Here is a 13434-nt window from a genome sequence, read left to right as displayed (position 1 = left end):
CCCGGGTTCGGTACAGGGTCATGGTTTCGTGGTCTGATCGCAGCGCTCGAAACTCGAACGCTGCGATCAGACCGCTGAATAAAAACCTGTATGGTTCGCTGCCGACGCATGGAGGACACGCGTCGGCAGCGAACCTCTGGAGCAATGGTCAAAGATGCCGGAAGTGATCATAAACGGCCCGGAAGGCCGCCTGGAGGGTCGTTACCAGCACGGTCGGCGGCCCGATTCGCCGACTGCGCTCATGTTGCATCCGCATCCGCAGCATGGCGGCACGATGAACAACAAGGTCATCTACAGCATCTATCACGCGTTCGCCCGCCGGGGCTTCTCCGTGCTGCGCTTCAATTTCCGCGGGGTCGGCCGTTCGCAGGGGCGGTTCGACCGCGGCGAGGGAGAGTTGAGCGACGCCGCGTCGGCACTGGACTGGCTGCAGATCTACAACCCGAACGCCAGCACCTGCTGGATCGCCGGCTTCTCCTTCGGTGCGTGGATCGGCATGCAGCTTCTGATGCGGCGGCCGGAGATCAGCGGCTTCATCTCCGTCGCTCCGCCGGCGAACCTCTACGACTTCAGCTTTCTCGCCCCCTGCCCATCCTCCGGCCTCGTCCTGCAGGGCGACGCCGATGAGGTGGTGCCGCACGAATCGGTTGCGAAGCTGATCCACAAGCTGTCCAACCAGCGCGACATCTATATCGATTATCGCCGGATTCCCGGGGCGAACCACTTCTTCCACGACCACCTGGATGAGCTGACCACCGAGCTCGAGGACTATCTCGAGAAGGTCCTGGAACCGCCGAGCGCGGCGGCCGTCCGCTAGCTCTTGGCAGCCGGCCGGCGATGCAGGGTTCCGCCGGTCACGGGCCGGCGGACCCCGGTGGTTTCCGGCAGGCTAAGCGGCAGCCCCCGCAGCGCCCGCACCGCAAGATAGGCGAAGGCCTGGGCCTCCAGCGCGTCGCCGTCCCAGCCGACGGCCTCGACCGGCGCGACCGGCGCCGCCAGATGTTCCGCCAGCGCCGCCATCAAGGCGGGATTGCGGCGCCCGCCGCCGGCGATCAGCCAGCGCTGCGGCGGCACAGGGAACAGCTCGCCTGCTCGGGCGATGGCGGCGGCGGTGAAGGCAACCAGGGTGGCCGCACCGTCCGCCGCGGACAACCGCGCCACCGGCGCCGGATCGAAGGCGTCGCGGTCGAGCGATTTCGGGGCCGGCAAACCGAAATAGGGATGCGCCAGGAGGTTGGCGACGATGGCAGGATCGGCACGCCCCGCTCCCGCCAGGGCACCGTCCGCGTCGAACGGGCAGCCGGTATGGCGGAGCGCCCAATCATCGAGCAGCGCATTGCCGGGTCCGGTGTCAAAGGCGAGAAGGCGGTCCTCGCCGTTCCCAAGCGCTCCGACCCACGTGACATTGGCGACGCCGCCGATATTGACCACTGCGAGCGGCCGCGGCAGGTCGCGGCTGAGCGCCGCATGGAACAGCGGAACCAGCGGCGCCCCTTGGCCGCCCTCGGCGACGTCTCGGCTGCGGAAGTCATTGACGACGTCGATCCCGGTACGCTCGGCCAGCAACGCCCCGTCGCCGATCTGCCAGGTTCGGCCGCGCTCCGGCGCGTGCAGGATCGTCTGGCCGTGAAAGCCGATGACGGCCACCTCAGCCGGGCTCACGGCGTCCCGTGCCAGCAGGGCGTCGACGAGCTCGGCATGGATCAGGGTCAACTCGCGCTCGACAGCGGCGACCGGCCCCTGCCCGCCGATCACGCCGGCCAGCCGCTGGCGGAACTCCGGAGAAAAGGGCTGCGTCAGGGCCGAACCACAGACTAGGCTGCCGCGCCCGTCGGTGCGGACCAGAGCGGCGTCGACACCATCCCGCGAGGTCCCGCTCATCAGGCCAAGCGCCAGAAGCGATTCGGAAGATGAGTCCGCCGGCACGCCGTTCTCCTTCGATTTTAATCCCTAAACGCCTCGTCGGATCTTCCATCCCGGGCGTTGATTGTTAATGAAGAGCGACTGTGTTACATGACGCGGCCCCTCGGACAAGTCTCTGGAACAAGTCCCTGGGGCAAGACTAGAACGAGCCGATCGCCAATGGACATGCCTCGATCCGAATTTCTGCAGCAGGTCGTCAACCGCGGCTATCTTCACCAATGCACCGACCTCGAGGCGCTGGACGCGCTGGCGGAGGCCAAGCCCATAGCCGCCTATATCGGCTTCGATGCGACCGCGGACAGCCTGCATGTCGGCAGCCTGGTTTCGATCATGCTGCTGCGGCGCCTGCAGCAGACCGGCCACAAGCCGATCGTGCTGATGGGCGGCGGCACCACCAAGATCGGCGACCCCTCGTTCCGGGACGAGTCGCGGCGGCTGCTCAGCGACGCCGAGATCGCCAGGAACATCGCCGGCATTCGGCGCGTCTTCGGCCAGTTCCTCACCTTCGGGGATGGGCCAACCGACGCGCTGATGGTCAACAACGCGGATTGGCTCGACGGCCTCGACTACATTCCTTTCCTGCGCGACTATGGCAGCCACTTCTCGGTCAACCGCATGCTCTCCTTCGAGAGCGTGAAGCTGCGCCTCGAGCGAGAGCAATCGCTGAGCTTCCTCGAATTCAACTACATGATCCTCCAGGCCTACGACTTTCTGGAGCTGGGGCGGCGGCACGATTGCGTGCTGCAGATGGGCGGCTCGGACCAGTGGGGAAACATCGTCAACGGCGTCGAACTCGGGCGGCGGATCGACAACCGTACGCTGTTCGGCCTCACGACGCCGCTGATCACCACCGCCTCCGGCGCGAAGATGGGGAAGACGGCAGCCGGCGCGGTCTGGCTCAACGCCGACCGGCTCAGCCCCTATGACTACTGGCAGTTCTGGCGTAACACCGACGACACGGATGTCGGCCGGTTCCTGCGACTGTTCACGGACTTGCCGCTCGGCGAGGTCGAGCGGCTGGAGGGGTTGCAAGGCGCCGAGATCAACGCGGCGAAGATTGCGCTGGCCAACAAGGCGACCACTCTCGCCCACGGCGCGGAAGCAGCCGAAGCAGCGGCCGAGACGGCGCGGCGGACCTTCGCCGAAGGCGGAGTCGGCGCCGAGCTACCGACCGTCGAAATCGCGCGCAATGAGTTGGAATCGGGCATTCCGGCCTTCGACCTGCTGCGACGGTCCGGCCTCGCCGCCAGCAACGGCGAGGCGCGCCGGCTGATCCGCGGCGGCGGCGCCCGCATCAACGACGCCGTCATTCCCGATGAGGCCGCCACCGTCTCGCTGGCGGACGTGACGCCGGAGGGCATCATCAAGCTCTCCGCGGGGAAGAAGCGGCACGCGCTCGTCCGGCCGGTCTAGCGGTTCACTTGTTTTTTCCCGGTTCCGGCAGCGCTGTCGGGCCGGTCTGTTCACCCGAGGTTCCCAGAAGCTCGAAGAGACTGCGCAGAAACCCTGGCGCGAGGGCAGCCAGGGGATTGATGGTGATCCGCGGATCCGTAATTGAGCCGGAGACGGCATAGGTGGCGGCGAAGATGCCCTCGCCCTTGCCACCCTGCAGCGCGTCTCCGACGACCGGAATGTTGCCGAGGATATTGTTGATCGCGTAGGCGGGAACGATCGTCCCCTTCATATCCACGGTATCTGCGCCGAAATTCAGGTCGCCGGTCGCCGTCAGGCCGATCGATGGGCCATAGGCCCGCGCCAGCGGAACTTCGAGCCGGTCGCCGGTCCTCGTGAAGTCGCCGACGAATCGGTTGAATAGAAAGCCTTCGCCGGTCAGCACGTCGACCAGCCCGGTCAGCGTGGCGACGGTCAGCAACTGTGCGAGAACCGGCGCGTCGACCAACCGGAACTCCGAGATCTCCGCCCTGCCGCGCAACGGCCGGTCGGGCGCGGCATCGTCGGTTTCGGCGGTGATCCGCAGCCGTCCGCCGATGACATTGTCGACGATGCCGAAGGTCCGCAGCGCCGCCCCGGCATCGGCGGCGGTCACGACGAGCTGGTGCTTGCCGGCCGCCGCCGGCCCGTAGCGAAGGCTCATGGGAGCGGCGTTGGCGACCGTCCCGTCGATGGCGATCCGGTTCCAGAATTCGCCGTCATTATCCAGGATCGCCGTGACCCCCGCGATGCTCCGGTCCGGGCCGAGCCTGACCTCGTGAAGCCGATCTGCCCGCAGGGTGAAGGTCGTGCGAGCCTCGTCATCCGGCATCTTCTCCGCTGCCTCCGCGATATTGGAAAGCAGTGGCTCGGCATCGAGCCGCCCGCCGCCAATCGCGATATCGAGCCCGTCCTCGTCAAGGCCGACGGTCACATCCTCCAGCTCCGACTCGCCGAAGGCCACGAAATCGAGAACGACGCGCCGCAGCTTTTCACCCGTTTCCACGAAACGGCCATGCCCCGTCGCCAGCAGCGTCCCGGCGGTGACCGAGAAATTGCGGATCTCGACGGCGCGCTCGCCATTGAGCGTCACTTCCAGCTTGGCCGTGCCCGACTCGCCCGACGCCTTGGACCAGCCGACGAACGGCAGTTCGAGGGTCGCCGCCGCAAGGTCGAAGGTCGCCGTCAGCTGGCCCCGCCCATCCTCGAACCGGGTCAGCCGCAGATCCGTCGAGACCGCCCCCCCGACATAGGGCCGGAAATCGAAGCCGAGCGACGCCAGCTGCCCGGCATCGGCCGTGCCCGACAGGACAATCCGGCTGCGGAACTCCGCATCGAAGAAATTCTCGACCCATCGGACCGCCGCCGGAACGCCGCCGAACAGGGCATCCCCGGCGACCGTCATCGCCTCGCTCGTCACCTGGACGGTGAAGTCTCCATGGGTCACGTCGCGCTTGAACATCGCATTGTCGAACGCGGCGTCGGCCACATCGGCGTTCACGTCGACCTCCACCTCGTCGAAGGTGAGGTCCTTTTTCGCTGGAAAGCGGAACCACAGATGCGCGACGGCCTCGCCAGCGGTTTCCGCCGGGTTCAGCCCGAGCTTGCTCGGATAGCCGAGCCTGGGAGAGTCGAGCAGGCGCAGCGCATCCGGCAGCGCCCCCCGGACTCGGCCGTCGATCTCGATCATCTCGTGACGCCGGCGGTCCAACTCGGTAATTCGAACCTGGCCGCTTTCGATCGACAGGCCTTCGGCACCGCCGCCGCTGAAATCGGCGACGAACGTCTCTCTGGTGAAGCTCGCGGCGCCGCCCACCCCGCGAATCGGCGGCATCTCCCTCATGTAATGCACGGCCAATCCGACGGCGCTGAGCGCGCCGCTGAGACGCTCGACCACGGCAGCACCGACGTCGCCGCCGGGCAGCCGGAGCGCAAAATCCGCCTCGGCACGCTCGACCATCCCTTCGTCGATATTGCGGGTCACCCAGTCGCGGGCACCGTGGGCGACATCGGCGGGCCAGTAGCGCGCCAGATCCTGGGCCGGAATATCCACGGCGGTGGCATATCCGGCCAGGTGGATGGATCCGGCGCCGGATGCGCCATGCGGAGCGAGGCCCGTTTGGGCGAGACCCGTCGCGGTGCCCGTCACGGTCAGCCGCGGGCCATCCAACTGCAGGGCGGCCTCGTCCAGCGTGAGCCGGTCACCTCCGGCGTCTATGCCACCCGCAACCGTCAGGTGCCGAACCGGCAGCGGCGCGTCGTAGAGAGCCGGCAGGACGAGCCGTCCGCTCCCGGTGGCGAGCCGAAAACGGCTGGCGCCGACCGTCCCGTCCAGCCCGATTGTGGTCTCGATCCGGCCCTCCGCGATCAGTTCGGCCCCGGCAAGGGGCGCCAAACCCGGATCGAACGCCGCAAGCGCGGCCACGGCCACGTCGACGAACTGTACCGACAGATCGATGTTGCGCCGCGATCGGCTGTAGGAGAAAGCGGCCTGCAGCCGGGCCGGGTCGCCGAGCTGCTCCAGCGCGATCGAGAGATCGCCGGCAATTCCTCGCCGCTGGCGGCGCAGGGTGATGTCGGCGTCTGGTGCTCGCCAGGTGAGGCCGCTCTGCCTGTCGGAGAAGACCAGCTTGCCGTCGATGATGCTGGCGCTGCGGAGATAGCCGGTCGGGCGGTCCCGGTCGGGCGGCCGGAGAAGCTCAGCGAGCAACCCCGGCAGAATCGACGCACCGTGTTCCTCGTCGCCGCTCACTTCCTCTTCGGCGCCGATGCGGCCGATCTTGAGCCGGCCGCCCGGCCCGCGGCTAAGGAACAGGCGGGGACGGAAAAGGTCGATTGAGGTCGGGGCGACGAGGCCGCGCAGCAGTGCCGGAGCGCTGAGGGACACCGCGATCTCCGGAACCGCCGCGATCGTGCGACCACCGGGCCCGACGGCGCGGACACCCCGGGCGCGGAGATCGAAGGTGCGCTCCCACCCGGCCCAGGTCAGCAAGGTCTCGTCGATGCGAACGCTGAAAGACCTGTCGGGAGCGGTCAGCGCCTGCTCGAGGTAAGGCGTGAGGAAACCGAGCCGGATCGGCTCGTCACCGGCCAAACGCCAGGCGCCGAGCGCGAAAATAATGGTAATACCCGCGAGCAACGCGGCGACGGCCTCCAACAGGATGCGCGAGGATCGGCGGATCAATCTGGCTCGTCTTCCTCTCGGTCTTGACCCTGGATCAAGCTTTCCGCAGTGTGCCGAAAACCATGACGGGGACCATGCTGGCCTCTTTCCGACCCCTCGACATCCGATCGCTCCCGAAGCTGGGAAGTCCCGAACGCGCCGCCGTCGGGATGGAACGCTGGCGCGAGAGCGGGCGGCAAACCGGCGACCCTGAGCTGGCCGCCTCCATCGCGGCGCTGGCCGAGGATGCCACGAGCCGGGCTCTTCTCGAGGCCGTCTTCGGCAACAGTCCGTTCCTCACCCAGTGCCTGCTCGCGGAGCCACAGCTGGCGGGCTCCTTCTTAACGCACGAAACCGACGCTGTCTTCGCCGATCTGCTCAACCAGCTCCGCCGGGACACGGAATCGGAACGAGATTTTAACCGGCTGACGCAGACCTTGCGCGTCGCCCGGCGGCGGGCGGCCCTGCTGATCGCGCTGGCCGACATCGCCGGCCGGTGGCCGCTGGAACGGGTGACGGCGGCGCTCAGCGACTTCGCGGAGACGGTGCTCTCCGCCGCCGCCGCCTATCTGCTGCGCCGGAGCGCCGAGAATGGTGAGATTGTGCTGCCGCACCCGGAAGACCCCGAGCGCGGCTCCGGCCTCATCATCCTGGCCATGGGCAAGCTGGGCGCGGGCGAACTGAACTATTCCAGCGATATCGACCTGATCGTGCTCTATGACCGCGAGCGCATCGATTATCGCGGCAAGCGCAGCCTGCAGGACGCATTCGTGCGGATGGCCCGCGATCTGGTGCACCTACTCCAGGATCGCACGCCCGCCGGCTATGTCTTCCGCACCGATCTGCGGCTGCGGCCGGACCCCGCCTCCACGCCGCTCGCCCTCTCCGTCCTCGCCGCCGAGACCTATTACGAGGGCATGGGGCAGAACTGGGAGCGGGCGGCGATGATCAAGGCGCGGGCGGTCGCCGGCGACCGGCAGGCCGGCGCGCAGTTCCTGCACCGGCTGCGGCCGTTCGTCTGGCGCAAGCATCTCGATTTTGCGGCAATTCAGGACATTCACTCGATCAAACGCCAGATCCACGCCGTAAAGGGCTTCCGCCACATCGCCGTCGGCGGCCACAACATCAAGCTCGGCCGCGGCGGCATCCGTGAGATCGAATTCTTCGCCCAGACGCAGCAGCTGATCTGGGGTGGCCGCAGCCCGGAACTGCGGCCGGCCGGCACCTGCGAGGCGATTCGAGCCCTGGTCGCCGCCGGCCGCGTCGAGGAGCGGACGGCCGAGGAGATGATCGCGGCCTATCGATATCTCCGCCAAGTCGAGCATCGCCTGCAGATGACGAACGACCAGCAGACACAGACACTGCCGCCCGAGGGGCCGGAGCTGGACACGCTCGCGCGCTTCGTCGGCCATGAAACGACCGCGGCCTTCACCGAGGAGCTGCTTGGCCATCTCGGCAGGGTGGAGGACCATTATGCCGAGCTGTTCGAGGAGGCGCCATCGCTCAGCGGGCCGGGAAGCCTGGTCTTCACCGGCGCCGAGAACGACCCGGACACTGTCCGAACCCTGACCCAGATCGGCTTCACGGACGGCAGCTCGATCTCGGCCATAATCCGGGGCTGGCATGCCGGGCGCTATCGCGCGACGCGGAGCACCCGTGCCCGCGAGCTGCTGACGGAACTGATGCCGACGCTGCTGGAGGCGCTGGGGCGCACCTCGCAGCCGGATGCGGCTTTCACAAAATTCGACGAGTTCCTTGCCGGGCTGCCGGCCGGCGTGCAGCTCTTCTCTCTGCTCTACGCCAACCCTGCCCTCCTCGGCCTCCTGGCCGAGATCATGGGCGGGGCGCCGCGATTGGCCGACCATCTCAGCCGGAACCCGGCGCTGCTCGAGGCCGTGCTGGCCCATGGCCTCTCCGAGCCCCCGCCGGCGGCCGCGGAGTTAGCGAAAGAGCTGCAGGACATTCTCGGCCAGGCGAACGACTTCCAAGACGTGCTCGACATCGTCCGCCGCTGGACCAAGGACCGCCAGTTCCAGGTGGGCGTGCGCATCCTGCGCAACATCGCTGATGCCGACGCTGCCGGCCCAGCGCTGTCCAACATCGCGCAGACGGCCCTCGCCGCCCTGCAGCCCCATGTCGAGGCCGAGTTCGCGAACCGCCATGGAAGATTGCCGGGCAACGGCCTCGTCACCGTGGCGCTGGGCAAGCTCGGCGGGCGGGAGATGACGGTCAACTCCGATCTCGACCTCATCTTCATCTACGACGCGCCGGACGACCCGGGGCTGATGTCCGATGGGCCGAAGCCCTTGGCGCCGATCCACTACTATGCGCGGTTGTCGCAGCGGCTGATCAACGCGATCAACGCGCCGACCGGCGAGGGGCGGCTCTTCGAGGTGGACATGCGGCTGCGGCCCTCCGGCAATGCCGGCCCGATCGCCTCCAGCCTCTCGGGCTTCCGCCGCTATCAGGAGGAGAACGCCTGGACCTGGGAGCATATGGCGCTGACGCGAGCCCGGGTGGTAGCCGGCAACCCGATCCTCGCCGCGACCGTCGAAGCCGTGCTGCGCGAGGTTCTGACCCGGCCGCGCGATCCGGCGAAGCTGGTTCAGGATGTGGCCGCGATGCGGGCGCGGATGGCCGGACAGCATCCGACCGACCGACTGTGGGACGTGAAGCACCTCCGCGGCGGCCTCGTCGATGTCGACTTCATCGCCCAGTATCTGCAGCTCCGCCACGCCGCCGCCCATCCCGAGATCCTGCACCCCAACACCACCGACGCGTTGGCGAGCATGGCCGCGGCCGGCCTTCTGGATGGCAAGGCGGCCGACGAGCTGATCGCCGCGATGCGGCTCTGGCGGCGGCTTCAGGGGCTACTGCGCCTCACGGTTGGTGACCGGCCTGCGGAGGAGGCGCTGCCCGACGCCCTTCGTCAAGCCCTCGCCGAGGCCGGCGGCGGCGCGGACTTCGCCGATCTGAAGGAGAAGATCATGGCCGCGGCGGCAACTGTGCGGACGCAGTTCGAAACGCTGATCGAAACGCCGGCTCGCGCCGCGACCATTTGAGAGCCGAAAAGTTATAAGTTGTTGAGCGGAAGTCCCCGGCTCTATAATTATTCTTATCGACAGGCTGGTTAAAAACAAAAGACACATCATGATTGGCGAGCGTTACTGTTTTGTTGCGAATATTATCAAAAATATTGCAACAAATTTCGGGAATATCGCGAAGCCGCGGCTTTCTTCACCCACACCCCCCGCTCCAAGCCATCGCCAAGCCAGGACTGCACTGCTTGCGGGAATCGCCGGCCTCGTATCCGTCAACGATGCGGCCGGCCAGGAGCGCCTCGGGCCGATATCCACTGAACGCCAGCTTGCCCACGCAACCGACACCGGAGCCGAGGAAACACCCGACCGGCAGGATTGGAGCGGGTCGCTGAGCATCGGCGGAGCATTCGCGCCGGATTATCCGGGTTCGGACGACTACGGCCCGGTTCCGCTGCCGCAGGTCGAGCTCAGCTATCGCGACCTTCTGTTCCTGAGCGGGCCGTCGCTGGGCGCCGATCTGCTCGCGCTGAGCCCCTGGCCCGACCATGACCTCCAGGCCGGGCCGATCATCCGCCTTGAGTTCGGGCGGGACGAAGATGATAACGACGCCCTCGACCGGCTCGGCGATGTCGATGAGAGCGTGGAGGCCGGCGCGTTCATGCGTTACGAGATCGGCGGCTGGTCGGCCGAGCTGACGGTCGCCAAGGACATCGCCAACGGCCATGAGGGCACCATCGCCGAGATCGGGGCCGGCTATGGCTTTCCGATTACGGAACGGATACACGCCGGTATGGAGGTATCGGCGACCTGGGTCGACGACAACTATATGCAGGCCTATTTCGGCATTACACCGACGCAGGCGGCCCGCAGCGGTCGGCAGCAGTATGATGCGAGCAGCGGGTTCAAGGATGCCGGCTTTTTTGTGATGTTCAGTTATGCGCTGACCCCGCAATGGGCGGTTAGCAGCCTTGCCGGCTATACGCGGTTGCTCGGCGATGCCGCCGACAGCCCGCTCGTCGAAGACGGGGGCTCTGCGGACCAGTTCATGGGCGGGCTCATTCTCAGCTACCGGTTCTGACGGGGAACGAGGATATCTGCCAATAGCTTGTCCGGTTCTCTGAGCTTGACGCACACAACGTTCCGACGGCGAAATGGAACGTCCTGGATCGACTCACGGCCCAGGCCCGATCTCATGGGGGAGATGCCATGAAGCACGAAGGAATCACTCTTTCGCGGATCCGTGGAGCGCTATGCACAGCCGTGATGCTCACAGCCCTCGCAGATGGCGGCTCGGCCGCACTCGCACAGGGAGGCGACTGGTACCCTTCGCCATGGGGACCGGAGGACGAACGGGGCGCAGCGAATCGACTGACGCCGGCTAAGGTGCTTGAGGCGAAAAACCTGATCGAACGGGGGCAGGTTTATCAGCTTGGCCGTGTCTACCAGCCGGATATGCCATTCTTCGGGGAACGAAGCTACGAGATGCGCATCCTCGAGGTCGGACCGCTCGCCAAGAATCAATTACGGGCCCACGAAGGATATTTCAGCGGTGAACTTGATCAGGTCGGCACCCAATTCGATGCTCTCGGTCACATCGGAATCGGAGACCGTTTCTTTAACGGATATCACCACAGCGATCTTGGCGACGAGCATGGATTGGCTCACCTTGGCGTCGAACATGTAGGACCCATCGTGTCCAGAGGCGTGCTCATTGATGTCGCCGGCTACAAAGGGTTGGATCGGCTTGAGGCTGGTTACGAGATTACCGTCGCCGATCTCAAGGGAGCCCTTGAACGGCAAGGTACCGAGATAAACGAAGGCGATGCGGTGCTCATTCACACAGGTTGGGGATCGCATTGGGCGATGGACAACGCCAAATACTATGGCGCCGGGCCTGGGATCGGCCTTGAGGCAGCCCAGTTTCTGGTGGACGAAAAGATCGTGGTGGTTGGGTCTGACAATGCGGGCGTCGAAGTCGTGCCCAATCCGGACCCCTCGCTCGTCTTTCCAGTGCACCAGCTATTCCTGGCACAGAATGGTATCTACCTTCTCGAAAGCATCATTACCGAGGAACTGGCGCAGGACGGCGCTTATGAGTTTGCGTTTATCTTCGCGCCGCTCCGCCTAAAGGGCGCATCGGGGTCGCCAGGCAACCCGATCGCGATTCATTAGACTCGGAGCGCCTGACAGGATGGTCTGTCGGCGGCAAGGACCATTGACTTTGCCGATCTGACGGAAAAGATCATGGCCGCCGCCGGCATATCGACACCGCAGCAGGAGGAGCGCGAGACATGAGCCCGCAACGGAGCGACCTGAAGGAAGGTGACAAGGCCCCGAACTTTACGCTGCCGACGGACGGCGATGGCCAGGTCTCTCTGTCGAAGCTTCAGGGACAGAAAGTCATCCTCTACTTCTATCCGAAGGACGACACCTCCGGTTGCACCGCCGAGGCCTGCGGCTTCCGCGACGCCTTTCCGGACTTCTCCGAGATCGACGCCACGGTGATCGGCATATCGCGCGACAGCGTCGCGAAGCACGACAAGTTCAAGGCCAAGCACGATCTGCCCTTCACGCTCGCCTCGGACGAGCAGGGCGAAGTCTGCGAGGCCTACGGCACCTGGGTAGAGAAGAGCATGTACGGCCGGAAATATATGGGCATCGAGCGCGCGACCTTCCTGATCGACGGTACGGGAACGGTGCGGCGCATCTGGCGCAAGGTCAAGGTACCCGGCCATGTCGACGCCGTGCTGAACGCGGCGAAGGAGATTTGATGCGCGCGCTGCAAGTCCAGGAGCCAAGGCATGCTTCGACAAGCTCAGTATGAGGGTCTTCCTCCGAGCTTGTCGACTATCGGGAGTAACCTGACCGATGCCGCCGTCGCCGTCCTCACCGCGGCCGAGCCGGCCGAGAAGGTCCGGCTGACGCAGGAGGCGACCGCAGCGTGGCGGGCCGAGGCGATTGCCACCCTCGGCCGCGTGCAGCCGCCGGACCGGCCGGCGCGGCCGGCACGCCCGGACCTGCTGGCGCCCCGCGACATGCCGAAACGGAAGGGAAGCGGTCGCCGCGTCGCGCTGCTGCATGCGCTCGCCCATATCGAGCTGAATGCCATCGACCTTGCCTGGGACCTGGTCGCACGCTTCGCCGACGAAGAAATGCCGCGCGCCTTCTTCGACGACTGGGTCCGCGTGGCGTCGGAAGAGGCGAAGCATTATGGCCTCCTCGCCAAGCGGATGGCGGAACTCGGCGCGGCCTATGGCGACCTGCCGGCCCATGACGGCCTGTGGCAGGCGGCGACGGAGACCGCGCATGATCTGCTCGCCCGCCTCGCCATCGTGCCGCTGGTCCTCGAGGCGCGCGGCTTGGATGTGACGCCGGCGATGATTGCCGACCTTGCCCGCGCCGACGACGAGGCCAGCGCCGCCATCCTCCAGGTGATCTATGACGAGGAGATTGGCCATGTCGCCATCGGCCGACGCTGGTTCGAGACGATCTGCGCCGCCCGCGGACTGGACCCGCAGACATCCTGGCAGGGGCTGGTGCGCCGACACTTCAAAGGCATGTTGAAGCCGCCCTTCAACGAGGCCGCCCGCGATGCAGCAGGGTTTCCGTCGGCGTTCTATGCTCCTCTGGCCAACCGCTGAGAGCGATGCCCGAGGCGAGCGCACTGCCCGGCCTCCGCGTCAGCATGCCGACAGGAATTTGAGATTTGGAGAAGCCGGACCACGCCTCGCCCGCCTCGCTGATGCGCCAAGCCGTCGCGGCGCATAAGGAGAAGCGTCATGCGGAAGGGCATTTCGGCATAATGCCCGACATCCGGAGCTTCATCTCGACCTGTGAAATGCCCTGCATGAAGCCGGCGATATCGCCGCGGCGGAA

The 13434-nt window shown here is 66.3% G+C and carries 9 protein-coding genes; 7 read left to right on the top strand and 2 right to left on the bottom strand.

Going from position 1 to position 13434, the window contains the following annotated elements; all coding sequences use genetic code 11:
• The first annotated feature begins 154 nt into the window (after nucleotides 1–154).
• Nucleotides 155–817, top strand: a complete 663-nt coding sequence (locus DT069_RS21240; protein WP_119462343.1) for an alpha/beta hydrolase — start codon at nucleotides 155–157, stop codon at nucleotides 815–817.
• Here DT069_RS21240 and DT069_RS21235 read toward each other — a convergent pair.
• The gene (locus DT069_RS21235; RefSeq protein ID WP_425450448.1) at nucleotides 814–1926 is read right to left on the bottom strand and encodes an anhydro-N-acetylmuramic acid kinase; all 1113 of its coding nucleotides are present in this window, start codon (nucleotides 1924–1926) and stop codon (nucleotides 814–816) included. The genes DT069_RS21240 and DT069_RS21235 overlap by 4 nt on opposite strands.
• A 156-nt stretch (nucleotides 1927–2082) precedes the next feature.
• Between DT069_RS21235 and tyrS the strand changes: the two genes are divergently transcribed.
• The gene (gene tyrS, locus DT069_RS21230) at nucleotides 2083–3336 is read left to right on the top strand and encodes a tyrosine--tRNA ligase (protein WP_119462342.1); all 1254 of its coding nucleotides are present in this window, start codon (nucleotides 2083–2085) and stop codon (nucleotides 3334–3336) included.
• A gap of 4 nt (nucleotides 3337–3340) precedes the next feature.
• Here the strand turns inward: tyrS and DT069_RS21225 are convergent, their stop codons facing one another.
• On the bottom strand, nucleotides 3341–6538 hold the full coding sequence (locus DT069_RS21225; protein WP_119462341.1) for a YhdP family protein: 3198 nt from the start codon (nucleotides 6536–6538) through the stop codon (nucleotides 3341–3343).
• Between the two features lie 74 nt (nucleotides 6539–6612).
• Between DT069_RS21225 and DT069_RS21220 the strand changes: the two genes are divergently transcribed.
• The 5 genes from DT069_RS21220 (at nucleotide 6613) to DT069_RS21200 (ending at nucleotide 13199) form a co-directional block, all read left to right on the top strand.
• Nucleotides 6613–9579 (top strand): bifunctional [glutamine synthetase] adenylyltransferase/[glutamine synthetase]-adenylyl-L-tyrosine phosphorylase, encoded by a 2967-nt coding sequence (locus tag DT069_RS21220; protein ID WP_119462340.1) that lies wholly within the window; start codon nucleotides 6613–6615, stop codon nucleotides 9577–9579.
• 88 nt (nucleotides 9580–9667) lie between these two features.
• Nucleotides 9668–10636 carry a MipA/OmpV family protein gene (locus DT069_RS21215; protein ID WP_119462339.1) on the top strand — a complete coding sequence of 323 codons (969 nt, stop codon included), beginning with the start codon at nucleotides 9668–9670 and terminating at the stop codon, nucleotides 10634–10636.
• A gap of 128 nt (nucleotides 10637–10764) precedes the next feature.
• Entirely contained in the window at nucleotides 10765–11730 is a 966-nt protein-coding gene (locus DT069_RS21210) for a cyclase family protein (protein ID WP_425450447.1), read from the top strand.
• Nucleotides 11731–11849: 119 nt separating this feature from the next.
• Complete coding sequence (gene bcp, locus DT069_RS21205; protein WP_119462337.1) at nucleotides 11850–12329, top strand: thioredoxin-dependent thiol peroxidase; 480 nt, start codon at nucleotides 11850–11852, stop codon at nucleotides 12327–12329.
• A 30-nt stretch (nucleotides 12330–12359) separates the two neighbouring features.
• Nucleotides 12360–13199 carry a ferritin-like domain-containing protein gene (locus DT069_RS21200; RefSeq protein WP_425450446.1) on the top strand — a complete coding sequence of 280 codons (840 nt, stop codon included), beginning with the start codon at nucleotides 12360–12362 and terminating at the stop codon, nucleotides 13197–13199.
• Nucleotides 13200–13434: the final 235 nt, after the last annotated feature.

This window comes from Virgifigura deserti, from assembly GCA_003576685.1.
Classification (GTDB): domain Bacteria; phylum Pseudomonadota; class Alphaproteobacteria; order Dongiales; family Dongiaceae; genus Virgifigura; species Virgifigura deserti.
The sequence above is the reverse complement of the archived record's forward strand: the minus strand, read 5'-3'. Positions and strand labels throughout refer to the sequence as shown.

What these genes read in the sequence shown, in the direction of transcription:
- DT069_RS21240 (WP_119462343.1), top strand. Translation starts at nt 155, where the DNA reads ATGCCGGAAGTGATCATAAACGGCCCGGAAGGCCGCCTGGAGGGTCGT.
- tyrS (WP_119462342.1), top strand. Translation starts at nt 2,083, where the DNA reads ATGGACATGCCTCGATCCGAATTTCTGCAGCAGGTCGTCAACCGCGGC.
- DT069_RS21220 (WP_119462340.1), top strand. Translation starts at nt 6,613, where the DNA reads ATGCTGGCCTCTTTCCGACCCCTCGACATCCGATCGCTCCCGAAGCTG.
- DT069_RS21215 (WP_119462339.1), top strand. Translation starts at nt 9,668, where the DNA reads ATGATTGGCGAGCGTTACTGTTTTGTTGCGAATATTATCAAAAATATT.
- DT069_RS21210 (WP_425450447.1), top strand. Translation starts at nt 10,765, where the DNA reads ATGAAGCACGAAGGAATCACTCTTTCGCGGATCCGTGGAGCGCTATGC.
- bcp (WP_119462337.1), top strand. Translation starts at nt 11,850, where the DNA reads ATGAGCCCGCAACGGAGCGACCTGAAGGAAGGTGACAAGGCCCCGAAC.
- DT069_RS21200 (WP_425450446.1), top strand. Translation starts at nt 12,360, where the DNA reads ATGCTTCGACAAGCTCAGTATGAGGGTCTTCCTCCGAGCTTGTCGACT.